Origin of the sequence: Isobaculum melis (genome assembly GCF_900111355.1) — a bacterium.
GTDB lineage: Bacteria > Bacillota > Bacilli > Lactobacillales > Carnobacteriaceae > Isobaculum > Isobaculum melis.
Genome location: NZ_FOHA01000002.1, coordinates 69,518 through 95,805, shown reverse-complemented (window position 1 = coordinate 95,805; position 26,288 = coordinate 69,518). Strand labels below are relative to the sequence as shown.

The following is a 26,288-nucleotide window of genomic DNA, read 5'->3' as shown; positions in this document are numbered from 1 at the left end:
AAATCCCCCTACAAATGATTCAATTTGTAGGGGGATTTCTTATGCATTTTCAATGATATTTTTTAGTTCTTCATTTGTCATATGCTCATCAAAGATATGTTCATTTAAAATCACTGTTGGAACAAGGGTAATATTTGCAGCAAGAGCTTCTTGAATCACTTGCTCAGCTTCAGCTTGGTTATCTTGTTTAGTTAAGTGTAATTCATTTTCAGCGAAATCAGCCACTTGATCCAGCTCTAAATTGCCCCAAGTATCTTGTGTTTCATAAATTTTTTGAAGGGCTGTATAAGCGCCTGTAGCATCATGATAATCAAGATAGTGATGAAAGACATTTCCTCTTTGTAAAGAAGGCTTTTCTTTATCAAAAAACTTAATAATACGCTCCACTTTTCCAGCCTTTACATAAGTATCTAATAAATCCTTTGATTGCTCAAACCATTTGCGGCAAAAAGGGCATCTGACATTTACAAATTCAATGATTTTAACAGGTGCAGTTGCTTCGCCAATATGAAGTCCACCATTTGTTGTTACTTTAGTTCCATCAATTACACTAATATCCATCTTTTATATCCTCCTTCATTTTAGAAACATAAGACAAATCGAACGCTATTCGACTGTGAATCATTCGCTCTTCGCTATTATTATACGCTATTCTGACAATAAAAGAATCAAAATTGCTTAACAGGTTAAAAAATAAATAAAAAACCTTATCTGCCTACTTTAAGGTAGATAAGGTTTTATCAAACTTATTTCAAATTGTTATTCACCATAATTTCATCGATTAGCCCATATGCTTTTGCATCTTCAGCGCTCATGAAATTATCACGATCTGTATCTTTTTCAATCACTTCAATTGGTTGCCCAGTTCTTTCAGCAAGAATTCTATTTAAACGCTCACGAGTGTTTAAAATATGTTTTGCAGCAATTTCAATTTCAGTTGCTTGTCCTTGCGCACCACCAAGTGGTTGATGAATCATGATTTCTGAGTTAGGCAAAGCAAAACGTTTTCCCTTTGCGCCAGCTGTTAATAAGAAGCTTCCCATTGAAGCCGCCATTCCCATAGCAATAGTTTGCACATCAGCCTTAATGAAGTTCATGGTATCAAATATAGCCAATCCAGCCGAAACACTGCCTCCTGGTGAATTAATATAGATATAAATATCTTTTTCAGAATCTTGTGCATCTAGAAATAATAATTGTGCAATGACTGTGTTTGCCACATTATCATCAATTGGGCCACTTAGCATAATAATACGGTCTTTTAATAATCTTGAATAAATATCATAGGCACGTTCACCGCGAGATGATTGTTCAATAACTGTAGGTACTAAATTCATTTTTAATTTCCTCCTTAAACTGCTCTTTACTATTGTAACATGAGTTGCTTATCATGTCTTATGAAACTATCATACTCCAAAGGTCAAAATAGGTCAATTTTTTTATCTTCAAAAGCTTAAATTTATTGACAAAGTCTATTATACTAGAAAAAAAGTCCAATTGACTAGTGATACTTTTGAAGATGGAGAAAAAAATCGAGCGCTAGACTGAGACAATGAAAAAGGATTTAGGTTATCATTAGGATAGCTTCATTAAAGGGGGAAATTAAAAATGAAAAAAATAGGATGGCTAATAGCAATTGTTGTGATTGTGGTTGGTGGTTACTTCACTTATAAAATGCTGACTGAGGATGACTATTATACAAAAATTACCATTGTGGGTGAAAAAGAAATAAAGACAACTGATAGAGGGGAAAAAATTGTTGATTATTTATATGAGTTGCCAGGATTTAATAAAGATGGGAAAGAAAAAAAACTATCTTTTTATGGGAATAAAGAAGTCCCTTTAAGGGAAGAGGCCTACTTAAAGCTAAAAGTTAATGGTGGTAAAGGTGTGGTCTCATGGGAAGAGGTCCCAAAAAATGAAGTACCTGAAAAAGCCTTAAAAGAATTAGAATAAGAAGAAAACCAGCCATATCATCATGGCTGGTTTTCTTAGTCTTGATAGACTTCACCGATTTGTTTTGATAACGCTTTGATTTGATTGATAATTTCTAAACGTTCAGTTTTTGTTAAAGAACCTTTTAACTGTTTCTTTAGGGCGATAATCTGATCAACAATTTTTTTCTTCTCTTCAGAATAATGTTCTGAAGCACCAGTAGTAGCTGATGTAACACCATCTACTTCTTCATAGTCTGTTTCAAAATCAATATCGATATCATCTTCTGTTAAGTCTACAACTTGCTCATTTAACTTATCATTTTTTTTCTCTAATTCTTCAATTTTATTTTCTAAGTCTGCTACTTTGGGATTAGCATTACATCCGCTTAAAATAGCACTAGAAAGAATAAGTAAGCCAGCAATAGTAATCAAATGTTTCTTTTGGTTCATGATTGAATCCTCCTAAGTAAATCCATCTATAAAAAAATTATGTAGCCTTCTTATTACATCGATTGGCTCATACCTATCATAACATAATATTCTCAGTTTATTCAATGATTCTATTTGTAGCTAAAACTTTATGTGCTAGAACGATTTGCGTTATTTTTGATTTAAATACTTTACTTTTTATACCCCTATAGGTATAATTGCTTTTACCGAGGGGGGTATAAATGAAAAGGTTATTTATTCTACCAATTAGAGGTTATCAAAAATTTATCTCACCATTATTTCCACCAAGCTGTCGTTATGCGCCATCTTGTTCTCATTATGCAGTCAAAGCCATTGAAAAACATGGGGTAGTCAAAGGGAGTATCATGGGGATTTCTAGAATTATCAGATGTAATCCTTTTGTTAAGGGAGGAAATGATGCTGTACCAGATTATTTTACATTAAAAAAAGCAAAGGAAGGGGATTTAGATGATAAAAGTAACAGATCAAAATTTTAAAGCGTCAGTTAATGAAGGCTTAGTATTAGTTGATTTTTGGGCAGAATGGTGTGCACCTTGTCAAATGTTAGGAGCAGTTTTGCAGGAACTGGATACAGAAAAAACAACAGCTATTCAACTTGCGAAATTAAATATCGAAGAAAATCCACAAATGACGCATTACTTTAATGTGATGAGTATTCCAACAATGATTTTATTTAAAGATGGCAAACCAGTTGAAAAAATAGCGGGTTATCATCCAAAAGAAGTTTTGTCAGAATATCTAAAAAATAAAGCAGCTCAGCTAGCCTAAAAAAGTCAAGAAAGAGGGAATAAAATGTTTTTATTTAAAAAAATTCCGTCTATTTCTACCAATGAAATAGAACGTAAATTAGCAGAAAAGGTCACCATTATTGATGTGAGAGAACCACATGAATTTGTGAATGGTCACATTCCAGGAGCAAAAAATGTCCCTTTAAATAAAGTGAGAAATTATCAGCCAAAAGGAAAAATCTATGTCATTTGCCAGTCAGGAATGCGTAGTAAACGTGCCACAAAAGAATTGATTCAAAATGGCTTTGATGCAGTTAACATCAAAGGCGGTATGCTGCGCTATAGTGGGGCAACTAGAGGAGGAAAATACTAATGAAAATTGTGATTATTGGTGGAGTTGCTGGTGGCATGTCAGCAGCTACTCGTTTAAGAAGATTAAATGAAGAGGCAGAAATCATTGTTTTAGAGAAAGGTCCCTATGTTTCATTTGCTAATTGTGGCTTGCCATATTATGTAGCTGGTGAGATTGAAGAACGCTCAGATTTATTGGTACAAACACCAGAACAATTAAAAGCAAGATTTAAACTAGATGTGCGTCCAAATAGTGAAGCCACTAAAATTGATCCAGTTGCTAAAACCGTTGAGGTGCTGTCAAATGGTGAAACCTACACAGTAGCGTATGATCAGTTGTTGCTCTCTCCAGGAGCGAAACCATTCATTCCACCAATTGATGGGCTAGCAGCTGCAAAAAATGTCTTTACCTTGAGAAATGTTCCAGATGTTGATCAAATCATGCAATTTGTGACAAAAGAAGCGCCTAAAAAGGCAATGGTAATCGGTGCAGGCTTTATTGGCTTAGAAATGGCTGAAAGCTTAGCGCATAGAGGTATTGCAGTGACTGTTGTGGAAAAGGCCCCCCATGTCTTGCCAACTTTAGATGAAGAGATGGCTGCTTATATTACAAAAGAACTCAAAAGAAATCAAGTAGAAGTTATTACAGGGGTTTCAGCAACAGCAATTGAAGATGCAGGGAAAACGGTTGTCTTAGAAAACGGACAACATATTGATACAGATTTTATTTTATTATCAGTAGGTGTCCAACCAGAAAATAGTCTTGCGATAGATGCAGGGATTCAAACCGGTTTAAGAGGTGGAATCATGGTTGATGAGCGCTATGAAACAAGTGTAAAGGATATCTATGCTGTTGGAGATGCAATCTTAGTGAAGCAGTTTAGCACACAACAAGATACTTTAATCTCTCTCGCTTCTCCTGCAAACCGCCAAGGACGTCAAGTAGCGGATGTTTTATCAGGCTTAGCAAGAAAAAATCTAGGCAGCTTAGGAACGGCTATTGTCAGAGTTTTTAATAAAACCATCGCTTCAACCGGCTTAAATGAACGCCAATTACAATTAGAAGGCACAAACTATCAAGTCGTACATGTTCAAGGGAAAAATCATGCAGGATACTATCCAAATGCTACAATGATTGTGTTAAAATTAATTTTTAATCCTAAAACAGGAGAAATTTATGGTGCTCAAGCAGTAGGTGAAGAAGGCGTTGATAAAAGAATCGATAGCATTGCAACAGCAATCAAAGGAAGATTAACCGTGCAAGATTTGCCTGAATTAGAATTTACTTATGCACCTCCTTTTGGTTCAGCTAAAGATCCAGTGAATATGGCAGGGTATGCAGCCTTAAATCTGATGGAAGGCATTTCTGAAAGTATTCAATGGCATGAACTGAATCAATATTTAGTGAATGGTGCATTTTTATTAGATGTGCGCAATCCTGGCGAGGTAGCAAATGGTCGCTTTGAAAAAGCCATGAATATTCCCTTAGATAGCTTACGTGAGCGGATGGCAGAGGTACCAAAAAATCAAACCATTATTGTGAGCTGTCAAAGTGGCTTAAGAAGCTATTTAGCAGAGCGGATGTTAAAGCAAAATGGCTATCAAGTAAAAAATTTAGATGGTGCTTTTAGCTTATATGAAACAGTGAGACCCGAGGAGGTAATGTAAAGAATGTATCAAACAATCTCAATGCCAGAATTTGAACAATTAGTTAAAAATGAAAAGCTTGCAATTTTAGATGTGAGAGAGCAAAATGAATATGAAATGGGACATATCGAAGGGGTACAATTCATCCCTTTAAATACCATACCTACTAATTTAGCCGCATTAAATAAGGAGCAAGCCTATTATGTCGTTTGCCACTCAGGGATGCGTTCAGCTTCTGCCTGTAATTTTCTTGCAGAGCAAGGCTATCAAGTAACCAATGTCATGGGAGGCATGTCCTCTTGGAGAGGAGAAACCGTTTATGGAATGTAATCAAAAAATACGCAATCGTTTAAAACGTTCAGAAGGTCAAATGCGTGGTATTTTAAAAATGATGGAGGAAGGCAAAGACTGTCAGGATATTATTATACAGTTATCTGCTGTTCGTTCTAGTATTGATAAAGTGATGGGCTTGATGGTTGCAGAAAATCTATTACAAACAGCTGAATATGCAACTGGAACAGATGAAGAAAGAGATCAAGCAGTGAGTGAAGCTGTAAATTTAGTTGTGAAAACAATGTAAGGAAACATGTGGTAAGAGCAGAAGGAATTCTGACTTACCACATGTTTTTTGCTAAGAACTCAGTCGCCATTTTGAAAAAAGCAATAGCTGTCTTTTCAGCATGTTAACCTTGATGTCCACCAACTAATTTGGTTCGTTCAATGGCAGTGGCACCATGCATTAAGCTGTTTGCTTTCACAATAGAAGGATAACCAAACCGATGTCTAATTAAATCGATTGTTTGATCAATGGCTTCTGTTGTTTTGACACTTTCAATATCCTCAAAAAGATTTAACTGAAAGGTTTCTTTTTCTTTTAAGTGGGCACAAGAAACAAAAATACTTCTCACAGCTTCTCCTTGATATTTTGCTCTAAAAAGGTCAATGAAAGTAGCAACAATTTCTTTTGAGTGGTCTGTAGGATTGATTTTTCGTTGTATTTGAAAACCTTTCGTTGTTGCATATTTACTTAAACCAATAGATAGTGAGAGCACACCTGCTTCTAAGTGATGGGTGCGTAGCCTTGCAGCTAATTGATCTGCCATTTCTCTGATGACAATCTCTATTTCATATTGTTTAGTATAGTCCTGCTTTAGTATTTGGCTTTTACAGAAATTTCTTTCTTGGGGAATATGACGTTCTGATAGCCTTGTAAAATCAATTCCATGGGCATGATAAAAAAGCTGCTCTCCAATAATCCCGAATGTTTTTTTTAATTTGCTGATATCTGTTTGTGCAAGCTGATAAATGGTATGAATCCCAATTTTTTCTAAAGAATTTGCTGTCCGATAACCAATACCCCAAAAATCAGTAAGCTTGGGAATTTTCCAAATCGTTTCAGGAATGGTTTCATAACGCCAACTAGCCATGCCATTTACTGCATCTTTTGCTGCATTATCCAAAGCTAGCTTTGATAAAAGAGGATTATCCCCAATCCCAATCGTAACCACTAATTTGAGCTTTTGCCAAATCTCTAACTGAATTTTTCTAGCAATCTCTTCAGTGGTACCAAATAATTGATGAGAAGCCGTTACATCAAGAAAACCCTCATCAATTGAATAAGGATACCAATCCTCATCTGCAACATACTTTCTAAAAATCTCTTGAATAAGCGCATTGACTTTAAGGTATAAGCTCATGCGAGGCGCAACAATCTGAATGGGGCTATTTTTAGGAATCTCAAAGCGTCTAGAACCGGTTTTGATGCCATATTCTTGTTTGACACGGGGAGCGGCTGCCAGAACAAGTCCACCGCTACTTTCTTGATTACTCATCACAACAATATAGGAATCTAAAGGATGAATGCCTCTCTTAACAGATTCAACAGATGCAAAGAAACTTTTTACATCAATACATAAAATATCTCTTTTAGGTAATTGCCTATAGTCAAAATAAATCATTGAAACCACTTCAAATGCTTGAGAGGTTCAATATGACGAAGTAAATCTATTGCAAGAGATTCAACTGAATGCTGTGTTTGAATAAAAATGATGTCATCAGAAAATCCAAGTAGTTTACCTGTTATGATAGAAAGATTCTTGTCTAGATTGGCTTCATTGACCTGGAAAATAGCTGATTCTTGTGTTTTCCAAAGTAGTTCAAGGTGCTTTGCAATGTCTATTTCAGATTGCTGTTCCTTTTTTACCTGATGCGCTAATTGTTGTTCATTAGTTAAAAATTGTTGTAGCTCTTCATTGTGTTCAGATAAAAAGAAGCCTTGATATTTCATCATCCTCCTATCTCTTTTTTTATAATCCTCTAAGGCTGTGCGGTCATAGTTGTAAAGGTCTTTACTCATATTTGCTCACCTCATATATCATTTGATTACACTATAGAACGTTTGTTCTTTTTTGTCAATCATTATTTAGTGAAAAGAAGTGGTAAGTAATGGTAAAGCTGATGTTGCTTAGGCTAGACTGAAATATTTGTGCTTTGAGATTAGAAAAAACCATATCCTTCAGACATGGTTTTAAGATAATGTAAGATAAATGGGTTCATACTCATAAGCTTGTAAGAACCGTTTAAAGTCAGAAAACTGAATCATTAAAGTGGTTGTATTGATATTAGGATGAACACCAATTGTATCTGAATGATCAATTGCACGGTCAATCACAACTTTAATGAGGTGCTCTTCATCATAAGTCAGTGCCAGCGGATTAAGCATCCCTGATTGTAAACCTAATAACATTCGAAGTTCATCGGAAGAGGCAAATGAAAGTCGATTAACCCCTAATTCTTCTGCTAATTTTTTTAAATCAACTTGTTTTTCTTCATGAATCAATACAAGATAATACTGCTTGCCTTTTTTTGCTTTGAGTAATAAGTTTTTTACTTGTGGTCCAGGCAATTCTACCTCATATTCTTTCACTGAAAAGATGGGTTCGTGATCTACACGATGATAGGGAATAGTCAATTCACTTAGTACTTGATACGCTTTTTCTTCAGTTGCTTGTTTCAAAAAAAATCCCTCCTTTTTCTTAGATTATAGCATCTAATAAAAGGTTTTTAAACATTATTTATAAGGATAAAATAAGTAAATAAGGCCTAGTGCAATGATGGTAATTGGTAGTCCAATACAAATGAATGTTTTGGTTTTTCCGCCCCAAGCATTTTTTCCTGAAATGGCTCTAAAGCGAAAGCTTAAGGTAGCTAGCGCAAGAAAGGCAATTCCGATAATAAATAAAATAATGGTGCTTGTAAATAATAAATGTGCATCCATGTTAAATCACCTCCATAAAGAAAGCTTAGAACAAATGAGTTAAATCTTAAAGGGAAGTAGCTTACAATCAGCTTACAAAATTGTTAGATGGAAAGATGTTTCACTCTCTTTTATGACTAGTGGAAAAGTTTTTTTGTGATTTAAATAAACCATTTATTATGATTTTAGCGTGATTTAAATATTTTGAAATAGTTATTTCGTTCAGCTGATGGGAGAAAATCATATAACCGTTTCATTTAGACTATTTCTTTTTAATGAATATTTTATCAGTTTAATCCACTCACTCTATCTTTCAATTATTTAGATTAATAGAAGGACAATTGCTGAAAAGTATAGATTTCTTTTTGCTTTTTTGTTATATTAAAATAGGTAAAAGAAAAGGGGAGGGAATTTATGGGTGATAAAATCAAAAAGATGATATATTTACTAATTGCTTTCATTGGAATAGGTGGCTTATTTAACAGTCAAGAAGTATTGGCAGATTATATAGGAGATATACCAGAAGTAAGTAGCCGTAGTCGAGTCAATTTAGTTCCAGATGTTGAATTAACAAAGCAGTTGAATCAATGGGGAAAATCAAAGGTTAGTTTTTGGCCAACATACATAGACATCACACAAGAAAAATTTGATTTACTCAATCAATATGAGGGACCAGCTAGTATTTTCATTAACTTGGATGATACGCCAACAAAAACTCTAGAAGGTCTTCAATATTTACAACCAAAAACAGGGGTATACCTCATCATTCGTGGAACCGAGATAGAAGATATTAGCCTGCTTGAACAAGTTGGAAATTTAACTGTATTGAGCTTAACAAAGCCAAATTTATCAGGAAATGAATTAGCTGCTATTAGTCAATTGAATCAATTAGAAATGTTAGAAATTGAAACGGAATCTAATTTAGAGTTAAATATGTTGGCTAATATGTCTCATTTAAATGAATTGAAAATATCTGGTTCAAATCAAAGGATTGGATTAACACCACCAACTATTTCTTTTACTCTTCCAAATATTCAAACAGTTAGCATTATCCATACAAACTTGTCAGATGCTTCAGTTTTCTCAACACATATGAATAACGTCCAACAATTAGTATTAGCTTCTTTACCACTTACTGATATTGATTCTTTTGTTCGACTGCCTCAACTCAACGAGCTATTTTTATTTGATACATTTGTTAGCTCTTATCCAGAAGAATTAACACCTTTGATGCAATGGGGGTCTGGTGGCGTACCAAGTGGAAACAATTGGTATGAAGGAGAGGATCAAAATAAATTAGGCGCTATTGAAACGAAAGAGATACTAAAGAATGAAACATTAGAAGTGACTGTTCCTTTAACGATTTCTGATAACTCATTATTTATTGGGTTTATGACATACATGGGGATGGATTTATTAACAAATTCAGAGTTATTTCAAGCTGAAATAACTAGTTCAAATCCAGAGGTTGTTTCTGTTAATCCAACAAGTACAGCTAAACAATTATCTTTACTCAGTCATAATCGTGTAGGGACAGCAGTTATTACTTATAAATTACCTTCAAATAACCAACTATCATTTGAAGTAACCGTTAAGAGTAATAATCCACCACCAGTTGTTCAAGGTAAAGCTGTTTATTATGAGCGAAATGTCCAAAAAACAGAAGCAGACTATTTAGAAGATGCTAAAATTGTATCAGATAGAGAAGCAACGATAACAACTGATTTTGAGCAGGTAGTAAAGCTAGATCAAGAGGGGGATTATATAGTGACAGTTTATGCAACAGATGAAGATGGTGTTGCATCGCAAAAGCTTCAATTAACTGTGACTGTTGGTCCTGAAAATGTGGAGCTAGAACCAATTTTACCTGATTTAGATAAACCAAGTACACCTAATCAACCAAATCAAGATACAGCCTCAAACAATCTTGTAGGACAAAAAGATGATAAGGAAATATTAGCTAAAACAGAGGCGCAAATAAATGATAACAAAGGATTGGCTGAAACAACCAATCAAGAAAGTCGTGGAAAAGTATTACCTAAAACATCAAGTCAAGATAGTCCCTCTTTCTTTTTTTTAGGAAGTTTACTGATTATTGTTAGTGTTGTCTTTATGAGGGGAAAACGCGTTTCAGTAAAATAGCTTTAATATAGAATAGAAGAAAGACAAAGCACAATGATCTGCATTTGTCTTTCTTTTTTATTTTGCTAGTAACCATTCATACAATTGGTCATTGCAATCATAGAAGGAGCCATTTTGACAATGAAGGTCTGTTGAATAATTTTCTTTATCAAAAAGAATCAGCTTCTTATTTTTAGCTGGAATGGCTTGATGAAAATAAAGACCTAAATGATAATCATAGTAGTTATCATTTTTTGCAACGAAGGTTAAACAGTCTGTGTGAAGCTGTGATAAGGCAATTTCTTCATTAAAATCACGACACTTCTGAATTAAATCATTTAACGAGGTAGCTGCAAAAGTCCATTTAGCATGTTCGACTTGCCAATTTAAAAACTTTTTATGAGCGATATAAGTAGAAGCTATTTTTTCTAACCAAGTCGGAAATTGTGTGTCTAAGTAGCGATGTAAAAAAAACGGCAATGATTTTTTAAAGGAAGCAATCATTGAGGGGAAATAATTATATAAAACAATGCGATCAAATAATGAAGCATCTAAGCTGGCCGCTCTAGCGGTTAATAGTCCACCTAAAGAAATGCCAATACCAATTTTGGGCATTCGTAGTTGGTAATGATGCTGATAAAAATCAATCACTTCTTTGACTACAAGCTGCCAATTTTTTTCAAAGGATAATTGATGATAACGAATCATATCAGATTGACCGGGACCTTCATAAAGAACGACATCATAGCCATTGTTTAAGGCAGGAATCGCACTTGTGAAATAAAGCTCTTCTAGTAAGGCATCAAAGCCGCCACACACAAAGAATGTTCCTTTGCTTTGTTTGTGCGTTTTAAAATAGAGTGTGCGCAGTGGTGTTTCTTGGTATTGAATAGTATGTGCTGAATATTGGACATTAGTGAGTGCCAAAGCTTGATAAAATAACGAAACTGATTTTTGATACATCTCTAATTTTGCAGTATCAGAGGGGTCAAGAAAGAATTCTGCTGCTTGATAATAGCGACTAGCACGCATCAAAGCATTGGCTTTATTGGTTGTTGAAAGAAAACCCTGTGCGCGATTTTCAAGCTTTTGTGCAAAGTTTTTCCATTCCAGATGCCAAGACTGATAATGGCCATCCTTAATTTTTTCCGTAACAGCAGCGACTTCTGCAAAATCAGAACCGCCACTTGGCGCAATCCACATTAAACGAGTGGCTTCGAATTCAAATTCAAAAGTTTTAAAAAAGTGTGATGTCATATATTTTCCCTACTTTCTTTCGTGGTATAATCAGTATAAAGAAAGAATTCATTTGAAAAAAGGAGTTACCTTGAGGTATGACAAATAATGATTGTAGTCAAAATCAGCATTTAAGAGCAATAGCCACACCCTTACTAGGAAAATGGGTCCCTTTTATTTTGCTTCATTTAGCAAAAGATGCCAGTAGCTTTGCCCAATTAGAGCGGGCAATTGAAGGGATTTCCAGGAAGGTATTAACAGAAAACTTAAACCATTTACAAGCATCTGGATTGATTATTAAGTATGGAGAAGCATCGACAGGTTTTCCAGTGAGCTATGAAGTAACTAGCTTAGGTCAAGGCTATGTAAAGGTGTTAAATGAAGCGAAAAATTGGCTTATCATGAATCAAGAGGCGCTACTTCAAGGTCGGGAAAATCCAAATAATAGCAGGTGAAGGGATGGAAAAAATGAAAACACATGAAGATTATTTAATGCGTTGTATTGAAATTTCTAAAGAGGCAAGGGAACATGGGAATACGCCTTTTGGTGCACTTTTAATTGATGAAAAAGGGACCATTCTTTTAGAACAAGAGAATATTGAAATAACAGAGAAAATTTGTACCGGTCATGCTGAGACTTCTTTGGCAGCGAAAGCTTCACATTTATATGAAAAAGATTTTTTAGCGAAATGTACACTTTATACAACTGCAGAACCATGTGCGATGTGCACAGGAACAATTTATTGGAGCAATATTGGAAAAATAGTCTTTGCTATGACTGAAAAACGTTTGTTGGCGTTAACAGGTTCCAATGATCAAAACCCAACATTTGATTTACCAAGTAAAGAAATTATTGCACGTGGTCAAAAAAATATTGAAATCATTGGACCTTTTCCTCATTTGGAAGTCCAAGCTGCTAAAGTACATGAGGGGTATTGGGACTAGTGTTAGTAAATAAAAACAGACCTTAGAAAAATTTATTCTAAGGTCTGTTTTATTGAGAAAATAATTGGCATATTTCATTTCTAATGCCCCCCGAGGGAATCGAACCCCCATTTTAAGAACCGGAATCTTACGTGATATCCATTACACTAGGGGGACAGTTGTTGCACCACGCACTATTTTATATGAAATCATAGCAGATGACAAGAGTAAATTCCTTAAATCGTTTGTTCATCTACTAGATAATGGTTATGATTCTAGCTAAATTATGATATGATAGAGAAGAAGAATGCACAAAAATTTCACAAGATAGATAGTTGGAAAACATGGTTGAAAAGGGGAAATCAGATGAATTTTGAACAACGATTTACACAACAACAAAAGCAAGTTCAAAAATTAGCGATGACACAACAATTGCAGCAATCTATTCAAATGCTACAATTCAATGTTGAAGAATTGACGAGCTTTCTAGAGCAGCGCGCCTTAGAAAATCCTTTAATTGAAGTAAGTGTTGATCGAGATGATACTGCTGATTTGGATTTGTATAGAAGTAAACCCTCTTCGATTTCAAGGGATGATGATCAAGAAAATAATTATATGAATCAAGTGCCAGATAATAAAATTTCACTATTTGAATATTTATTAGAGCAAGTTCATATGATGCGTGAAACTTACTTAAGAGAACTGATGCTTTTTTTATTAGAATATATTGATAAGAATGGTTATTTAAATATTACCTTAGAGGAAGCAGGAGCAATTACGAATGCAACAGAAATTCAGTTGCTAGATGCCTTAACTTTATTACAACAATTAGATCCAGCAGGGGTGGGTGCACGAGATTTAAGAGAATGTTTGATGCTACAGGTTGAACGAGATGACCTTGCACCCAATATGGCCTATTTAATTCTAGAAGAGCGTTTTGAAGAGTTTGCTGAGAAAAAATGGAAAAAGATTGCAAAAGACTTTGATATCACCTTATCAGAAATACAAGAGGTCTGGGATTTCGTTCAAACCCTAACACCAGCCCCAGGAGCCATCTATGAAGGAATGCCAGAACAATATATTAAACCAGATATTGTCGTGAGAGTTGAAGAGAACAAGTTAAAGGTATTGTCTGCTAAAACAGGCTTGCCAGTGCTCCATTTTCAAAATGACTACTATCAAGAGATGCAACAATTCAAAGAAAAAGATGTTCAGAAATTTATGAAAGAAAAATTTAGCGAATATGAGTGGTTAAAACGCAGCGTGGCACAGCGTGGAGAAACCATTGTTAAGGTTGGAACAGCAATTGTCTCTGCCCAAAAAGATTTCTTTTTGAAACCAAATCATCCAATCAAACCACTTACCTTAAAAGAAATTGCTGAAGAATTATTGATTCATGAATCAACCGTCAGTAGGTCAGTGAATGGCAAATATTTAGAAACGAGCTTTGGTATTTTTGAATTAAAAACTTTCTTTACTAGTGCTTTGGTGTCCTCTAATAATGAGTCTGGAGAAGATGCTTCAGGAGCAGATGTGAAACGTAAGTTGACTGATTTTGTTAAAAATGAAGATAAAGCGAAACCTTTATCAGATCAAAAAATAGTGGAGATGCTCGCAGAGGAAGGGATTGAAGTTTCGAGAAGAACGATTGCTAAATACCGTGATGCGCTAAATATTCCTTCTTCGACCAAGCGTAAACGATTTTAATAAAAATAAAAGTTTGTGAAAAAAGATGCTAAATCATTCGTTGGTTTTGCATCTTTTTCTTTAATGAAAGAAGCATTCGTTTGTTCGTAAATACACAAAGAATGAAATAATGAAGCTATTTATTAGATGGAATGAATGACTTTAAAAAATATAACTCTTTATGGTTGAAAGATAAGTTTGAAACTGTTAAAATGATTGTGTAAGATAAATGTGGCTGGTTGAAGTCACAGAGACATCACAACATTAATGTATATTTTATACTGCTTGTTGCCAGTTGTCTCGTGTTTTTTTAAGCAATAAGGGTCGTTAAACGACTAACGTGGTCATAAATAGACCCACTAAAGAAATGAGGATGCGCGATGCAAGATATGTTGTCTATCATTGAAAAAGTGGCGCCAGATTTCATTGAAACATTACATGGTAGATATCGAATCATGCGCAATATCTATTTAATGGGACCAGTTGGAAGACGCTTACTGGCAGAGAAACTTGGTTTAACCGAGCGAACTTTGCGAACAGAGGCGGACTTTCTAAAAGCACAAGGGTTGCTTACTACCTCAAAAATTGGCATGGAACTAACGAAATCTGGTTTAGCATTGTATCGTGAACTAGATGAAGTGATGGGACAGTTGCTTGGTATGCGAGAAAAAGAAAAACAACTCGCTGCGCATTTTCAAATTGAGCATTGTACCATTGCATCAGGTGATAGTGATATCACTGCAAAGGTTTCAGAAGATTTTGGGCGAAGTGCAACAGAAACATTAAGTTTCTTACTTCCTAAAGGGGAAAATATCATCGCTGTAATGGGTGGGACTACAATGGCTCATTTAGCAGAAATGTTAACACCCACTTTATCAGAAGAAAGAAAACTCATATTTGTCCCTGCAAGAGGTGGAATAGGAGAATCCATTGAGATTCAAGCCAATGCCATTTGTGCAAAAATGGCGCAGCATACTCATGGCGAGCATCGTGTGTTATATGTGCCAGAGCATGTGAGCATGGAAACCTATGCAAGCTTACTACAGGAGCCTGCCGTTCGAGATATTTTAGAAATGGTAGAGCAGTCAAACGCAGTTTTACACAGTATAGGCGTCGCAACCCATATGGCAGAGCGTAGAAATATGTCTGCAGAGGTTCTTTCTTTACTAAAAGAGAAAGAAGCAGTTGGCGAAGCATTTGGTTACTTCTTTAATGAACAAGGCGAAGTGGTTTATAAAATACCACGCATTGGCTTGCAATTAAAGGATTTAGCAAAGACTCCATGTGTGCTAGCAGTTGCTGGTGGACATTCTAAAGCTAAAGCCATTGAGTCCTATATGAAAAATGCTCCCAAACAAACGTGGCTAATCACGGATGAAGGAGCAGCAAACGAGATTTTAAAAGGGGAAACCTTTTGAAATAAATATACTTTTCAAGATTCCTAAAGGAGGAAATTTGTAATGACAGTTAAAGTAGGTATTAACGGTTTTGGACGTATTGGACGTTTAGCTTTCCGTCGTATTCAAGCAGTAGAGGGTATTGAAGTAGTAGCAATCAATGATTTAACAGATGCTAAAATGTTAGCACACTTGTTAAAATATGATACAACACAAGGACGTTTTGATGGTACTGTTGAAGTTCATGAAGGTTCTTTCAACGTAAACGGTAAAGAAGTTAAAGTTTTAGCTAACCGTAACCCAGAAGAATTACCATGGGGCGAACTAGGTGTAGATATCGTTCTTGAATGTACTGGTTTCTTTACAACTCAAGAAAAAGCTGAATTACACTTAAAAGCTGGCGCTAAACGTGTTGTTATCTCTGCTCCTGCATCAGGTGACATGAAAACAGTCGTTTACAATGTAAACCATGATATTTTAGATGGTTCTGAAACAGTTATCTCAGGTGCTTCATGTACAACTAACTGTCTAGCTCCAATGGCACAAGTATTAGAAGAAAAATTTGGTGTTATTGAAGGTCTTATGACTACAATCCATGCTTACACAGGTGACCAAATGACTCTTGATGGTCCTCACCCAGGTGGAGATTTCCGTCGTGCACGTGCTGCTGCAGAAAACATCGTTCCTAACACAACTGGTGCTGCTAAAGCAATCGGTTTAGTATTACCTTCATTACAAGGTAAATTAGACGGAGCTGCTCAACGTGTTCCTGTTGCAACTGGTTCATTAACTGAATTAGTAACTATTTTAGATAAAACAGTTACTGTTGAAGAAGTAAATGCTGCAATGAAAGCTGCTGCAAACGAATCATTCGGTTACAATACTGATGCAATCGTTTCTTCAGATATCGTTGGTATGACTTTCGGTTCATTATTTGACGAAACTCAAACTAAAGTAATGACAGTTGGCGACAAACAATTAGTGAAAACTGTTGCTTGGTATGATAACGAAATGTCATACACTGCACAATTAATCCGTACTTTAGAATACTTTGCAAAATTAGGTTAATTCTTAATTTCTAAAAGAGTCTAGATAGTTTAGTATAGGCGGGGAGGCATCGCGCCTCCTTGCCTATCTTTGTTTTTAAAAGCAAACCATTTAGGAATCACAAACGAAGAGGAGACAAATAACATGGCTAAAAAAAGCGTAACAGATTTAGTATTAAATCATAAAAAAGTATTAGTACGTGCTGACTTTAACGTGCCAATGAAAGACGGCGTGATTACAAACGACAATCGTATTGTTGCAGCATTACCTACTATTGAATATATTACCTCACAAAATGGTAAAGTGATTCTTTTCTCTCACTTAGGTAAAGTGAAAACAGAAGAAGACAAAGCGGGCAAATCTTTACGTCCAGTTGCTGAACGTTTAAGTGAATTACTTGGCAAACCAGTAACTTTTGTACCAGTAACTCGTGGTAAAGAATTAGAAGATGCCATTGCAGCAATGAAAGATGGCGATGTAGTTGTATTTGAAAACACTCGTTTTGAAGATATTGATGGCAAAAAAGAAAGTGGTAATGATTCTGAATTAGGCAAATACTGGGCTTCACTTGGCGATGTATTTGTTAATGATGCATTTGGAACAGCTCACCGTGCCCATGCTTCAAACGTTGGGGTGGCAACAAATATTGAATCAGCAGCAGGCTTCCTAATGGAAAAAGAAATCAAATTTATCGGTGGCGTTGTAGAAAATCCAGAACGCCCATTAGTTGCTATCTTAGGTGGCGCTAAAGTATCTGATAAAATTGGTGTCATTGAAAACTTATTAAAAGTTGCAGATAAAGTTCTTGTTGGTGGTGGAATGACTTATACATTCTTCGCAGCACAAGGAAGAGAAATTGGTAGTTCATTAGTTGAAACAGACAAAATTGATTTAGCTAAATCTTTATTAGAAAAAGCAAACGGCAAATTAATTTTACCTGTTGATTCAGTTTGTGTGAAAGAATTCAGCAATGACTTACCAACTGAAATCCATACAACAATTCCAGCAGATATGATGAGCCTTGATGTAGGTCCAGCAACTGTTGAATTATTTACAAAAGAATTACAAGGTGCCAAAACAGTGATTTGGAATGGCCCAATGGGTGTCTTTGAAATGAGCAACTTTGCTAAAGGTACAATTGGTGTATGTGAAGCGATTGCGAACTTAAAAGATGCAACAACAATTATTGGTGGAGGCGATTCAGCAGCAGCAGCAATGCAATTAGGGTTTGCTGACAAATTCACTCATATCTCAACAGGTGGCGGTGCTTCACTAGAATATCTAGAAGGCAAAGTATTACCTGGTGTGGCTTCGATTTCAGATCAAGCATAATGCCAATGTAGTTAAAATATGAATTTAGAGGAGCAAATTAATTATGCGTAAACCAATTATTGCAGGAAACTGGAAAATGAATAAAACTGCGAGTGAAGCAAAAGCTTTTGCAGAAGCAGTTAAAAATAACATTCCTTCAAATACTCAAGTAGATTCAGTTATTGGGTCACCAGCATTATTCTTACAAGAATTAATGGCAAGTTCAAAAGGAACAGAATTAAAAATTGCAGCTCAAAACTGCTACTCAGAAAATGCAGGTGCCTTCACAGGTGAAACTTCACCAGCAGCTTTAGCTGATTTAGGCGTACAATATGTGATTATTGGTCACTCAGAGCGTCGTGAATATTTCCATGAATCAGATGCTGACATTAATAAAAAAGCACATGCTATTTTTGCAAATGGTATGACACCAATTTTCTGTTGTGGTGAAACATTAGAAACTTATGAAGCAGGACAAACTGCTGAATGGATTGAAAATCAAATTACTGCAGGACTTGTTGGTTTATCAAATGAACAAGTTGCTTCAATGGTCATTGCATATGAACCAATTTGGGCAATTGGTACTGGTAAATCTGCAGATGCTACAATTGCAGATGAAATCTGTGGTGTTGTTCGTAATACGGTTGCAAAATTATACGGTAAAGAAGTTTCTGATCGTGTACGTATTCAATATGGTGGTTCTGTTAAACCAGAAAACATTGCAGAATACATGGCTAAAGAAAATGTTGATGGTGCATTAGTTGGAGGCGCAAGCTTAGAGCCTGCTTCATTCTTAGCCTTATTAGAAGGTGTGAAATAATGAGTAAATCTCCAGTAGCAATCATCATTCTTGATGGTTTCGGTTTACGTGACGAAACTGTAGGGAATGCTGTTGCATTAGCAAATAAACCAAATTTTGACCGTTATTGGGCAGAATTCCCACATGGTCAGCTAAAAGCTGCTGGCTTAGATGTAGGTCTTCCAGAAGGTCAAATGGGTAATTCTGAAGTAGGTCATACCAACATTGGTGCTGGCCGTATCGTTTACCAAAGTTTAACGCGTATTGATAAAGCCATTACTGACGGTGAATTCCAAGAGAATGAAGCCATCAACAATGCGTTTCATCATACAAAAGAAAATAACTCAAGCTTGCATTTGTTTGGTTTATTATCTGATGGTGGTGTGCATAGTCATATCAAGCATTTGATTTCATTAATCGAAACAGCAAAAGCAAAAGGTGTAAAGAATGTTTATGTTCATGCTTTCTTAGATGGCCGTGACGTTGCACCTGATTCAGCTAAAGGTTATATCGAGACATTACAAAAAGCAATGAATGACTTAAGCTATGGCGAAATTGCAACTGTTTCAGGTCGTTTCTATGCAATGGATCGCGACAAACGTTGGGAACGTGTAGAACAAGCCTATAACGCAATTGCACACGGAACTGGTAAAATGTTCGATTCAGCAGAAGCAGTGATTGAAGATTCATATGCAGCAAGCAAAATGGATGAATTCGTTGTACCTGCAGTCATTGGTAACGATGGCAAACCTGTTGGGAAAATTGAAGACAATGATGCAGTCATCTTCTTCAACTTCCGTCCGGACCGTGCCATTCAATTATCAAATGCTTTCACAGATAAAGAATGGACATTCTTTGACCGCGGTGCTCGTGCTGAAAATGTAAAATTTGTCACAATGACACTTTACAATCCAAGCATTGAAGCAGAAGTTGCTTTTGCACCAATCGAAATGAAAAATGTAATTGGAGAAGTGCTTTCAAATGAAGGGCTTGCACAATTACGTATTGCAGAAACAGAGAAATATCCACATGTTACCTTCTTTATGAATGGTGGTCGTAACGAAGAGTTCCCAGGAGAAAGCCGTATTTTAATCAACTCACCAAAAGTTGAAACCTACGATTTACAACCTGAAATGAGCGCTTATGAAGTGACGGATGCTTTAGTAGCAGATATTGAAGCAGACAAACATGATGCGATTATCTTAAACTTTGCAAACCCTGATATGGTTGGACACTCAGGTATGGTTGAGCCAACAATCAAGGCGATTGAAGCGGTAGATGAAAACTTAGGACGTGTAGTGGATGCCATTTTAGCAAAAGGTGGTTCAGCGATTATCTTTGCGGATCACGGAAACTCTGAAACCATGACAACACCAGAAGGCAATCCGCATACTGCGCATACAACTGTGCCAGTCCCAGTGATTGTCACAAAACAAGGTGTCACATTGCGCGAAGGCGGACGCTTAGCTGATGTAGCACCAACAATGCTTGATTTATTAGGCGTTGCGAAACCAGCAGAAATGACTGGGGAAAGCTTAATAAAAAAATAAGCAAAAAAAAACAGACTTTCATTGCAACTTCAGTGAAAGTTCACTAAAATAGTAGATAGGGATTACATCCTTCATCATAAAAAGAACTCAAAGGAGAGAAAAACAAATGTCAATTATTACAGATATTTATGCACGCGAAGTACTGGATTCAAGAGGTAACCCAACAATTGAAGTTGAAGTTTACACAGAAAGCGGTGCTTTTGGTCGCGGAATGGTTCCATCAGGAGCATCTACTGGTGAACACGAAGCAGTAGAATTACGTGACGGCGACAAATCTCGTTACATGGGTAAAGGCGTTCTTAAAGCAGTTGACAATGTAAACAACATTATTGCTCAAGAAATCATTGGTTATGATGTAACTGAACAAATGGCAATTGATAAAGCAATGATCGAATTAGACGGAACACCTAACAAAGGTAAATTAGGTGCAAACGCTATTCTTGGTGTTTCTATCGCAGTTGCTCGTGCAGCAGCAGATTTCTTAGAAGTTCCTTTATATCACTATTTAGGTGGATTTAATACAAAAGTATTACCAACACCAATGATGAATATTGTTAATGGTGGCTCTCACTCTGATGCACCGATTGCTTTCCAAGAATTCATGATTTTACCAGTTGGCGCGCCAACTTTCAAAGAAGCTTTACGTTGGGGTACTGAAGTATTCCATAACTTAGCTAAAATCTTAAAATCTCGTGGTCTTGAAACTTCAGTAGGTGATGAAGGTGGCTTCGCTCCTCGTTTTGAAGGAACTGAAGATGGCGTTGAAACAATTTTAGAAGCAATCAAAGCTGCTGGTTTAGAGCCAGGTAAAGATGTATTCTTAGGTTTTGACTGTGCTGCTTCTGAATTCTTTGAAGACGGAATCTACGACTATGCTAAATTTGAAGGCGAAGGCGGCGCTAAACGTACTTCATCTCAACAAGTTGACTATTTAGAAGAATTAGTAAACAAATACCCAATCCTCTCAATTGAAGATGGTATGGATGAAAATGACTGGGATGGTTGGAAAGAATTAACTGACCGTTTAGGTTCTAAAGTTCAATTAGTTGGTGACGATTTATTCGTAACAAACACTGAGATTTTGTCTAAAGGAATTGATATGGGTGTAAGTAACTCAATCCTAATCAAAGTGAACCAAATTGGTACTTTAACTGAAACATTTGAAGCTATCGAAATGGCTAAAGAAGCTGGCTACACTGCTGTTGTTTCTCACCGTTCAGGTGAAACAGAAGATTCAACTATTTCTGATATCTCTGTTGCAACAAACGCTGGCCAAATCAAAACTGGTTCATTAAGCCGTACAGACCGTATTGCTAAATACAACCAATTATTAAGAATTGAAGACCAACTAGGCGATACAGCTGTCTACAAAGGTTTGAAATCTTTCTACAACTTAAAAAAATAAATCATTTTAAGTAATAGGTGAAAGGCTCCATTCTGTTTAATTCAAACAGAATGGAGCCTTTTTTTGTTAACCTATTATTAAAATTGTGCTTTATTACCTGTGATTTATCCTATATACTTTAAAAGTAAATACTGATTTTAGTGTTTTCTAAATAAGAAATATAGGAATAGAGTCATTTATTTAACGAAAAACAACCTAGAGGAAGAACAGCATGGAACCAATCAAAGTAAATATCGATGAAATGAATGCTGATTTAAAGCAACTAGAACGAACGATCAATAACTTTTCTACATATGGAAAAAAATTTATTCAAGAAGTTCGGTCGGATATGTCTTCTTTTAATAGTGATTTTGCATCTCAAGCAGATACTTTACTAGCATTTATGGAAGATACAACAGCAGAAGACCTGATTAAAAAGATGAAACAATATGAACAACATATCAGCGATTTAAAAGAAACTTTTATAAGCGCTGATGAGACAATGGCAGAGGAGATGACATAAATGGGACATACTTATGATTTCTGTACAAGCATGGTAGGTAAATGGTGCGGTATGATTGATGATGCAATGATTTCTGTCTCGAAAGAAGTATCAGATATGGATTTTGATAATGTGGTACAACGTGAGCAAATGGAAATCTATTTGAACGATTATTTAGTCATTTGTCGTAATTTTCAAGAAGATTTAAGATCCTATTATTTTAAATAAGTCGGCAGAGAGGTAGCAACTATGAAACGAGATATACAAATCAACTATGGTATCATTGATGATATCTGTACGAAGTTGTATCAATATAAAGATAGCTTAGAATTAGACAAATATAGTATAGAAAGTATTCAACATAATATTTCAACGCATAATTCAGGAAAAGGGATTATTGCACTTGAAGCAGAGAAAGCACTTCTTGTAAGACAAATAAATAAGCAACAAGAAGAAGTCACGGATTTATTCAACTTGTTTTCTCAATATAAAGAAGAAATGAATCGTCACATCCAGCCGCTTCAACTACACGGTATGACGAGAGTCAGTCGAAACGATATGTATTGGAATTTGTTCACACTGGAAGATAAGCATAATCTGAATATAAAATCATTGACCATTGATAAATTTGAAATAGACTGGGGTGGATTGATTACACTAGACAAAGACGAGGCAGAAAAAGAACGTTATAATGCCAGGCAAATGGATGAGATTAAAACGAGTTGTATGCCAAGTTATCAGAAGAAATTAAATGAAATTGTTGACGGTATGAAAGCCATTCATGAAAATCATGTAATACCTTATGAAGATACAGATGATGATTTTGCAAGTCAGGCAAGAAAGCTACAAGATAAATATGGTTCACGCGATGAGAAAAAAGCTTACGTATCTAAAAAAGTCAAAAGCGCACCAATCAAAGCGTTAGACGGTGCCTCGGAATGGGTTACCAAAACTGTAACGAGTACAGCAGAATCGGCCGTTAATCTAACAGGTTCTGTAACAGATGTGATACTTGCTAAAAGATTTGGTTATCATCCACATCCTTTTTCTACTCAGACAGTGGATGGTACAGTAAATGGCTTAAAAATGATTTATCATAATCCATTTATTATTATTGAAGGGATTGCACAAGATACATCAGATATTTATGAACATAAAGGTCCTGAATATTTAATAGGTGTGTTGGGCATTCAAGCATATTTGGCTTGGTCAATGAATAAATTGAATAAGTCTTCTAAAACTAAGAAAATCAGTGGGCTGATTCGGTAATAACGCCAGAAATAGAAGAGAAAATTCTTTGGGGGCAGAGAACAAATCCAAACAAAAATAAAATTATTGGTGGGCATTCTCCAGGGATTAGTAATAACCATCCAAATTACGCTGTAGAAGATATAATATTAAATACTGATGGAACAAAAAAATTGAAATATACAACTCAATTTCCTGATGGGAAGTTATCTAAAATTAAAACCAGTACAGTATTTCCAGAGGGATGGAGTGAGAGTAAGATACTTGAAAGTTCAAAAAGTATTGGCAACAGTACCCCTATAAATGTAAGAAGCATTGATGGAGCTACTTGGCATAGAAGTATTATCGATGGTGTAGAAATTGATGTCATTAAGCGAGGAAACGAAATAATTAGTGCTTATCCTACGGGAACCGTTAATGGTCCTCCACCAGTAGGATTTAGTAAATAAGGAGTGTTGAATTATGTTTGATAAATTAGATCAAATGCTATCAGAAGATAGCTCAGAAGATTCTTGGTATGATGATGGGTGCATTTATGCTGAGGAATTATTAGAAAACTTCACTGATAGTGATTGGAAAAAAATAATGAATACTATAAAAATGAAAGACGATAAATACAAAATTAGATTAGCTTATTCTGTTGAGGAAGACACAGGTATGAATGGATTTAATTTATTATTAGAATTACTTGATGAAAATGACGAAGTAGCCGAATATGCTATAGATTCATTGCGTTCATTCAATAAAGAACCTTATAAAAAATTGATTATATCTGATAAGAGAATAATGGATAAAGCAGAAAACTTACTAAAAAATGCAAGTTTACCTGTAAGGATAATTTTAGAAGCATTTCTACAACAAAACAAATAAAAAGGCGCTCTAATAATTGATGAAATAGAGAAAAATATTATCGTAATAAATTATAACGACAGTAAAATTTATCAACGATAAAATAATAAATAAAGTGCTTGGAAAAATATTAAATGCTGAAAAATTTGAAATATTTAAGAGTAGAATTACGTTACAGAGAAGAATATTTGAGTAAGTTTATTATTTTTAAATAAATTTTTAATTTTTTGCTATGTGGTTGTAATCAATTATGTATTTTATCTTACGTAAATAGATGCTTCTTTTACGCAGCTTATTGAGTAATTAGAAGGTCATCATATAAAAGTTGAAACTTTGGATTATCAAATATCTAGATTTTTTGATTGTTCTTTCTATTGCACAACGCAAGTTTTGTTAAGAACAAATCAATGAGATAGAAGAGAAAGGGAGACAAATAAAAGCCAGTTCCATTAGATAAAATAATGGAACTGGCTTTTAGCTGAATTAATTTATTTTGCTAAATTCTCCTGAACCCTAAACAAAACCATTTGTTGAATTAAATCAGTTGGTAGCTTTTGGTCATAAGGAAATTGAACAGCCCCTTTAGAGGTTCTATATGCTGTTAATTCAGTACTAAATTGTCTAATAGCAGAGGGGGCAGGATAAAAACCAAGATGCTGCTTAGCTGCTGCAAAATGAACAAGATTTCCATTTAAATAAAAAGTAGGCATGCCATAAGAAATCTTTTCACTGGCTTCAGGAACGGTTGCTTTAATGAGTTGATAGAGTTCAGTTAATAGTTGCTGTTTTTCTTGGGGAGCATTCCTAATATACGCTTCAATGATTGTCATCAATAAACCTCCAAAATGAATTTTGCTTTTATTATACGTTATCCTGCATTAATTTTGTCAGATAAAGACTTAAAGTAGCGATTCAAAAGCTTACTTTTTAAAAAGATATTTCTAAAAAATATGCCTATTTTTTCCAAATTATCTATGTTACGATGAGCATGTTGCGAATTAAAATATTGGAGGATTACATAATGACCAAGAAAAAAATGATGGCTTTAATGACCAGTTTATTATTAGTCATATTAGTGATTGCTGGCTGTGGAAATAAAAGTGTTTCAGCAGAGAAAGCAGGAAGTTTATTAATTGATCGCTTTGTTTATGATAAAGAGAGTAAAGCATTCAAAACGACTTTTTCAAATGCAAAAGAACTTGAAAAACAAGCAAATGATATTAAAGATGCCTTTACAGAAGGTTTTTTAACTTCAGCAGCTGGTAACATGGGACTAACAGATGAGGATACAGATCAACTTTTTGAGAGCTTTATGGGAAGTGTCAAAGAAAAAGCCAGTTATAAAATTAAAGAAGTGAGCAAAGATAAAGATTCGGTTGAACTAGAAGTTGCAGTAACAGGACTTGATTTTACGGCTGTCTTAAAGGCATATGGCGCTGATCTCCAAAAACAAGCAATGAAGCATCCAGATCTTGATCAAGCTGAAGCATTGGAAATGATGTTAAAGTCTTTCACTACTGCAATTGAAAATGCAGAAGCAACAGATGAACCTGTAATTGTTTCATTAACCTTGGAAAAGGAACAGAATAAATGGACAGTTGATGACGCTGCAATGAAGGAAATTAGTGTGATTTTTATTGCGACATTATTAGGTGTGGAAGATTTTGCTGATATTAGTTTAGAAGATTAAAATGATTTAGTAAGGAAGAGATTGGCAATCTAGCAATTCTCTTCTTTTTTATTTAAAAAAAGATGCAAGGTTTTTCAAATTATGGTTTACAATGATGGGTTTTGTCTAGTACTATGGAATTGAGTTTGTTTTTATTTTTTTCTGCAACAATAGA

Annotated in this window: 32 protein-coding genes and 1 tRNA gene; 23 read left to right on the top strand and 10 right to left on the bottom strand. The window is 35.2% G+C overall.

All coding sequences use genetic code 11. The features are described from left to right. Positions 1 to 39: 39 nt before the first annotated feature. Positions 40 to 561 (bottom strand): DsbA family protein, encoded by a 522-nt coding sequence (locus tag BMW29_RS02260; RefSeq protein ID WP_092649878.1) that lies wholly within the window; start codon positions 559 to 561, stop codon positions 40 to 42. Positions 562 to 746: 185 nt separating this feature from the next. Next, positions 747 to 1,337, bottom strand: a complete 591-nt coding sequence (gene clpP, locus BMW29_RS02255; RefSeq protein ID WP_092649876.1) for an ATP-dependent Clp endopeptidase proteolytic subunit ClpP — start codon at positions 1,335 to 1,337, stop codon at positions 747 to 749. Positions 1,338 to 1,608: 271 nt separating this feature from the next. Here clpP and BMW29_RS02250 point away from each other — a divergent pair, with 271 nt between their 5' ends. Beyond that, positions 1,609 to 1,956, top strand: coding sequence for a YxeA family protein (locus BMW29_RS02250; RefSeq protein WP_092649874.1), 348 nt, complete (start codon positions 1,609 to 1,611; stop codon positions 1,954 to 1,956). Positions 1,957 to 1,991: 35 nt separating this feature from the next. On the opposite strand, the gene BMW29_RS02245 is transcribed toward BMW29_RS02250, so the two are convergent. Beyond that, positions 1,992 to 2,387 (bottom strand): hypothetical protein, encoded by a 396-nt coding sequence (locus tag BMW29_RS02245; protein WP_092649872.1) that lies wholly within the window; start codon positions 2,385 to 2,387, stop codon positions 1,992 to 1,994. Positions 2,388 to 2,608: 221 nt separating this feature from the next. Between BMW29_RS02245 and yidD the strand changes: the two genes are divergently transcribed. The 6 genes from yidD to BMW29_RS02215 are packed head-to-tail and all read left to right on the top strand — an operon-like array spanning position 2,609 to position 5,714. Further along, positions 2,609 to 2,884, top strand: a complete 276-nt coding sequence (yidD, locus tag BMW29_RS02240; protein ID WP_092649870.1) for a membrane protein insertion efficiency factor YidD — start codon at positions 2,609 to 2,611, stop codon at positions 2,882 to 2,884. Then, the gene (trxA, locus tag BMW29_RS02235; RefSeq protein ID WP_092649868.1) at positions 2,856 to 3,176 is read left to right on the top strand and encodes a thioredoxin; all 321 of its coding nucleotides are present in this window, start codon (positions 2,856 to 2,858) and stop codon (positions 3,174 to 3,176) included. The genes yidD and trxA overlap by 29 nt, the downstream gene beginning before the upstream one ends. Before the next feature lie 24 nt (positions 3,177 to 3,200). Next, positions 3,201 to 3,509, top strand: coding sequence for a rhodanese-like domain-containing protein (locus BMW29_RS02230; RefSeq protein ID WP_092649866.1), 309 nt, complete (start codon positions 3,201 to 3,203; stop codon positions 3,507 to 3,509). Next, the gene (locus tag BMW29_RS02225) at positions 3,509 to 5,155 is read left to right on the top strand and encodes an FAD-dependent oxidoreductase (protein WP_092649864.1); all 1,647 of its coding nucleotides are present in this window, start codon (positions 3,509 to 3,511) and stop codon (positions 5,153 to 5,155) included. The genes BMW29_RS02230 and BMW29_RS02225 overlap by 1 nt, the downstream gene beginning before the upstream one ends. Positions 5,156 to 5,158: 3 nt before the next feature. Continuing rightward, positions 5,159 to 5,464, top strand: a complete 306-nt coding sequence (locus BMW29_RS02220) for a rhodanese-like domain-containing protein (protein ID WP_092649862.1) — start codon at positions 5,159 to 5,161, stop codon at positions 5,462 to 5,464. Beyond that, on the top strand, positions 5,454 to 5,714 hold the full coding sequence (locus BMW29_RS02215) for a metal-sensitive transcriptional regulator (protein WP_092649860.1): 261 nt from the start codon (positions 5,454 to 5,456) through the stop codon (positions 5,712 to 5,714). The genes BMW29_RS02220 and BMW29_RS02215 overlap by 11 nt, the downstream gene beginning before the upstream one ends. Positions 5,715 to 5,817: 103 nt before the next feature. Here BMW29_RS02215 and BMW29_RS02210 read toward each other — a convergent pair whose 3' ends face one another. The 4 genes from BMW29_RS02210 to BMW29_RS02195 all read right to left on the bottom strand — a co-directional run bounded on the left by BMW29_RS02210 (position 5,818) and on the right by BMW29_RS02195 (position 8,411). Continuing rightward, positions 5,818 to 7,092 carry a Y-family DNA polymerase gene (locus BMW29_RS02210; RefSeq protein ID WP_092649858.1) on the bottom strand — a complete coding sequence of 425 codons (1,275 nt, stop codon included), beginning with the start codon at positions 7,090 to 7,092 and terminating at the stop codon, positions 5,818 to 5,820. Then, entirely contained in the window at positions 7,089 to 7,490 is a 402-nt protein-coding gene (locus tag BMW29_RS02205; protein ID WP_092649856.1) for a hypothetical protein, read from the bottom strand. Before BMW29_RS02205 ends, BMW29_RS02210 begins: the two co-directional genes overlap by 4 nt. A 171-nt stretch (positions 7,491 to 7,661) precedes the next feature. Beyond that, positions 7,662 to 8,150, bottom strand: a complete 489-nt coding sequence (locus BMW29_RS02200) for a prolyl-tRNA synthetase associated domain-containing protein (RefSeq protein WP_092649854.1) — start codon at positions 8,148 to 8,150, stop codon at positions 7,662 to 7,664. Between the two features lie 54 nt (positions 8,151 to 8,204). Next, complete coding sequence (locus tag BMW29_RS02195) at positions 8,205 to 8,411, bottom strand: hypothetical protein (RefSeq protein ID WP_092649852.1); 207 nt, start codon at positions 8,409 to 8,411, stop codon at positions 8,205 to 8,207. Positions 8,412 to 8,804: 393 nt separating this feature from the next. Between BMW29_RS02195 and BMW29_RS02190 the strand changes: the two genes are divergently transcribed. Next, positions 8,805 to 10,532, top strand: coding sequence for a hypothetical protein (locus tag BMW29_RS02190; protein ID WP_092649850.1), 1,728 nt, complete (start codon positions 8,805 to 8,807; stop codon positions 10,530 to 10,532). A gap of 57 nt (positions 10,533 to 10,589) precedes the next feature. Here the strand turns inward: BMW29_RS02190 and BMW29_RS02185 are convergent, their stop codons facing one another. Continuing rightward, positions 10,590 to 11,768 (bottom strand): alpha/beta fold hydrolase domain-containing protein, encoded by a 1,179-nt coding sequence (locus BMW29_RS02185; RefSeq protein WP_092649848.1) that lies wholly within the window; start codon positions 11,766 to 11,768, stop codon positions 10,590 to 10,592. 77 nt (positions 11,769 to 11,845) lie between these two features. Here BMW29_RS02185 and BMW29_RS02180 point away from each other — a divergent pair, with 77 nt between their 5' ends. Together BMW29_RS02180 and BMW29_RS02175 are read left to right on the top strand one after the other, a co-directional pair. Further along, complete coding sequence (locus tag BMW29_RS02180; protein WP_092649846.1) at positions 11,846 to 12,202, top strand: winged helix-turn-helix transcriptional regulator; 357 nt, start codon at positions 11,846 to 11,848, stop codon at positions 12,200 to 12,202. 13 nt (positions 12,203 to 12,215) lie between these two features. After that, complete coding sequence (locus tag BMW29_RS02175; RefSeq protein WP_425431583.1) at positions 12,216 to 12,692, top strand: nucleoside deaminase; 477 nt, start codon at positions 12,216 to 12,218, stop codon at positions 12,690 to 12,692. An 84-nt stretch (positions 12,693 to 12,776) separates the two neighbouring features. On the opposite strand, the gene BMW29_RS02170 is transcribed toward BMW29_RS02175, so the two are convergent. Then, a tRNA-Arg gene (locus BMW29_RS02170) sits at positions 12,777 to 12,848 on the bottom strand. Between the two features lie 189 nt (positions 12,849 to 13,037). Here BMW29_RS02170 and rpoN point away from each other — a divergent pair. From rpoN to BMW29_RS02110, 12 genes are all read left to right on the top strand, one after another. Next, positions 13,038 to 14,378 (top strand): RNA polymerase factor sigma-54, encoded by a 1,341-nt coding sequence (rpoN, locus tag BMW29_RS02165; protein ID WP_092649842.1) that lies wholly within the window; start codon positions 13,038 to 13,040, stop codon positions 14,376 to 14,378. A gap of 359 nt (positions 14,379 to 14,737) precedes the next feature. Then, positions 14,738 to 15,775 (top strand): sugar-binding transcriptional regulator, encoded by a 1,038-nt coding sequence (locus tag BMW29_RS02160; RefSeq protein ID WP_092649840.1) that lies wholly within the window; start codon positions 14,738 to 14,740, stop codon positions 15,773 to 15,775. Between the two features lie 42 nt (positions 15,776 to 15,817). Continuing rightward, entirely contained in the window at positions 15,818 to 16,822 is a 1,005-nt protein-coding gene (gene gap / locus BMW29_RS02155) for a type I glyceraldehyde-3-phosphate dehydrogenase (protein WP_092649838.1), read from the top strand. Positions 16,823 to 16,945: 123 nt separating this feature from the next. Continuing rightward, entirely contained in the window at positions 16,946 to 18,133 is a 1,188-nt protein-coding gene (locus tag BMW29_RS02150) for a phosphoglycerate kinase (RefSeq protein ID WP_092649836.1), read from the top strand. Between the two features lie 43 nt (positions 18,134 to 18,176). Next, positions 18,177 to 18,932: a triose-phosphate isomerase gene (tpiA, locus tag BMW29_RS02145; protein WP_092649834.1), complete on the top strand. Its 756-nt coding sequence runs from the start codon at positions 18,177 to 18,179 to the stop codon at positions 18,930 to 18,932. Then, a complete protein-coding gene (gene gpmI, locus BMW29_RS02140) occupies positions 18,932 to 20,461 on the top strand; it encodes a 2,3-bisphosphoglycerate-independent phosphoglycerate mutase (protein ID WP_092649832.1) in 1,530 nt (509 codons plus the stop codon). Before tpiA ends, gpmI begins: the two co-directional genes overlap by 1 nt. A gap of 106 nt (positions 20,462 to 20,567) precedes the next feature. Next, positions 20,568 to 21,866: a phosphopyruvate hydratase gene (eno, locus tag BMW29_RS02135; RefSeq protein ID WP_092649830.1), complete on the top strand. Its 1,299-nt coding sequence runs from the start codon at positions 20,568 to 20,570 to the stop codon at positions 21,864 to 21,866. 211 nt (positions 21,867 to 22,077) lie between these two features. Beyond that, a complete protein-coding gene (locus BMW29_RS02130) occupies positions 22,078 to 22,368 on the top strand; it encodes a hypothetical protein (protein WP_092649828.1) in 291 nt (96 codons plus the stop codon). Further along, positions 22,369 to 22,575: a hypothetical protein gene (locus tag BMW29_RS02125; RefSeq protein ID WP_092649826.1), complete on the top strand. Its 207-nt coding sequence runs from the start codon at positions 22,369 to 22,371 to the stop codon at positions 22,573 to 22,575. A 21-nt stretch (positions 22,576 to 22,596) separates the two neighbouring features. Further along, a complete protein-coding gene (locus BMW29_RS02120; RefSeq protein WP_092649824.1) occupies positions 22,597 to 23,616 on the top strand; it encodes a hypothetical protein in 1,020 nt (339 codons plus the stop codon). Further along, positions 23,616 to 24,044, top strand: coding sequence for an EndoU domain-containing protein (locus BMW29_RS02115; RefSeq protein WP_342706537.1), 429 nt, complete (start codon positions 23,616 to 23,618; stop codon positions 24,042 to 24,044). Before BMW29_RS02120 ends, BMW29_RS02115 begins: the two co-directional genes overlap by 1 nt. Positions 24,045 to 24,057: 13 nt before the next feature. Then, positions 24,058 to 24,465, top strand: a complete 408-nt coding sequence (locus BMW29_RS02110) for a hypothetical protein (protein WP_092649819.1) — start codon at positions 24,058 to 24,060, stop codon at positions 24,463 to 24,465. A gap of 467 nt (positions 24,466 to 24,932) precedes the next feature. On the opposite strand, the gene BMW29_RS02105 is transcribed toward BMW29_RS02110, so the two are convergent. Beyond that, complete coding sequence (locus BMW29_RS02105) at positions 24,933 to 25,274, bottom strand: iron chaperone (protein WP_092649816.1); 342 nt, start codon at positions 25,272 to 25,274, stop codon at positions 24,933 to 24,935. A gap of 191 nt (positions 25,275 to 25,465) precedes the next feature. On the opposite strand from BMW29_RS02105, the gene BMW29_RS02100 reads away from it, so the two are divergent. Continuing rightward, the gene (locus BMW29_RS02100) at positions 25,466 to 26,134 is read left to right on the top strand and encodes a DUF5105 domain-containing protein (protein WP_177165646.1); all 669 of its coding nucleotides are present in this window, start codon (positions 25,466 to 25,468) and stop codon (positions 26,132 to 26,134) included. Positions 26,135 to 26,288 lie beyond the last annotated feature (154 nt).

What these genes read in the sequence shown, in the direction of transcription:
- BMW29_RS02175 (WP_425431583.1), top strand. Translation starts at nt 12,216, where the DNA reads ATGAAAACACATGAAGATTATTTAATGCGTTGTATTGAAATTTCTAAA.
- BMW29_RS02230 (WP_092649866.1), top strand. Translation starts at nt 3,201, where the DNA reads ATGTTTTTATTTAAAAAAATTCCGTCTATTTCTACCAATGAAATAGAA.
- BMW29_RS02195 (WP_092649852.1), bottom strand. Translation starts at nt 8,411, where the DNA reads ATGGATGCACATTTATTATTTACAAGCACCATTATTTTATTTATTATC.
- BMW29_RS02245 (WP_092649872.1), bottom strand. Translation starts at nt 2,387, where the DNA reads ATGAACCAAAAGAAACATTTGATTACTATTGCTGGCTTACTTATTCTT.
- BMW29_RS02130 (WP_092649828.1), top strand. Translation starts at nt 22,078, where the DNA reads ATGGAACCAATCAAAGTAAATATCGATGAAATGAATGCTGATTTAAAG.
- BMW29_RS02215 (WP_092649860.1), top strand. Translation starts at nt 5,454, where the DNA reads ATGGAATGTAATCAAAAAATACGCAATCGTTTAAAACGTTCAGAAGGT.
- BMW29_RS02210 (WP_092649858.1), bottom strand. Translation starts at nt 7,092, where the DNA reads ATGATTTATTTTGACTATAGGCAATTACCTAAAAGAGATATTTTATGT.
- gpmI (WP_092649832.1), top strand. Translation starts at nt 18,932, where the DNA reads ATGAGTAAATCTCCAGTAGCAATCATCATTCTTGATGGTTTCGGTTTA.
- BMW29_RS02205 (WP_092649856.1), bottom strand. Translation starts at nt 7,490, where the DNA reads ATGAGTAAAGACCTTTACAACTATGACCGCACAGCCTTAGAGGATTAT.
- gap (WP_092649838.1), top strand. Translation starts at nt 15,818, where the DNA reads ATGACAGTTAAAGTAGGTATTAACGGTTTTGGACGTATTGGACGTTTA.
- trxA (WP_092649868.1), top strand. Translation starts at nt 2,856, where the DNA reads ATGATAAAAGTAACAGATCAAAATTTTAAAGCGTCAGTTAATGAAGGC.
- BMW29_RS02100 (WP_177165646.1), top strand. Translation starts at nt 25,466, where the DNA reads ATGACCAAGAAAAAAATGATGGCTTTAATGACCAGTTTATTATTAGTC.
- BMW29_RS02220 (WP_092649862.1), top strand. Translation starts at nt 5,159, where the DNA reads ATGTATCAAACAATCTCAATGCCAGAATTTGAACAATTAGTTAAAAAT.
- BMW29_RS02250 (WP_092649874.1), top strand. Translation starts at nt 1,609, where the DNA reads ATGAAAAAAATAGGATGGCTAATAGCAATTGTTGTGATTGTGGTTGGT.
- BMW29_RS02105 (WP_092649816.1), bottom strand. Translation starts at nt 25,274, where the DNA reads ATGACAATCATTGAAGCGTATATTAGGAATGCTCCCCAAGAAAAACAG.
- yidD (WP_092649870.1), top strand. Translation starts at nt 2,609, where the DNA reads ATGAAAAGGTTATTTATTCTACCAATTAGAGGTTATCAAAAATTTATC.
- BMW29_RS02180 (WP_092649846.1), top strand. Translation starts at nt 11,846, where the DNA reads ATGACAAATAATGATTGTAGTCAAAATCAGCATTTAAGAGCAATAGCC.
- BMW29_RS02185 (WP_092649848.1), bottom strand. Translation starts at nt 11,768, where the DNA reads ATGACATCACACTTTTTTAAAACTTTTGAATTTGAATTCGAAGCCACT.
- BMW29_RS02160 (WP_092649840.1), top strand. Translation starts at nt 14,738, where the DNA reads ATGCAAGATATGTTGTCTATCATTGAAAAAGTGGCGCCAGATTTCATT.
- BMW29_RS02120 (WP_092649824.1), top strand. Translation starts at nt 22,597, where the DNA reads ATGAAACGAGATATACAAATCAACTATGGTATCATTGATGATATCTGT.
- BMW29_RS02150 (WP_092649836.1), top strand. Translation starts at nt 16,946, where the DNA reads ATGGCTAAAAAAAGCGTAACAGATTTAGTATTAAATCATAAAAAAGTA.
- rpoN (WP_092649842.1), top strand. Translation starts at nt 13,038, where the DNA reads ATGAATTTTGAACAACGATTTACACAACAACAAAAGCAAGTTCAAAAA.
- tpiA (WP_092649834.1), top strand. Translation starts at nt 18,177, where the DNA reads ATGCGTAAACCAATTATTGCAGGAAACTGGAAAATGAATAAAACTGCG.
- clpP (WP_092649876.1), bottom strand. Translation starts at nt 1,337, where the DNA reads ATGAATTTAGTACCTACAGTTATTGAACAATCATCTCGCGGTGAACGT.
- BMW29_RS02225 (WP_092649864.1), top strand. Translation starts at nt 3,509, where the DNA reads ATGAAAATTGTGATTATTGGTGGAGTTGCTGGTGGCATGTCAGCAGCT.
- BMW29_RS02260 (WP_092649878.1), bottom strand. Translation starts at nt 561, where the DNA reads ATGGATATTAGTGTAATTGATGGAACTAAAGTAACAACAAATGGTGGA.
- BMW29_RS02190 (WP_092649850.1), top strand. Translation starts at nt 8,805, where the DNA reads ATGGGTGATAAAATCAAAAAGATGATATATTTACTAATTGCTTTCATT.
- BMW29_RS02110 (WP_092649819.1), top strand. Translation starts at nt 24,058, where the DNA reads ATGTTTGATAAATTAGATCAAATGCTATCAGAAGATAGCTCAGAAGAT.
- BMW29_RS02125 (WP_092649826.1), top strand. Translation starts at nt 22,369, where the DNA reads ATGGGACATACTTATGATTTCTGTACAAGCATGGTAGGTAAATGGTGC.
- eno (WP_092649830.1), top strand. Translation starts at nt 20,568, where the DNA reads ATGTCAATTATTACAGATATTTATGCACGCGAAGTACTGGATTCAAGA.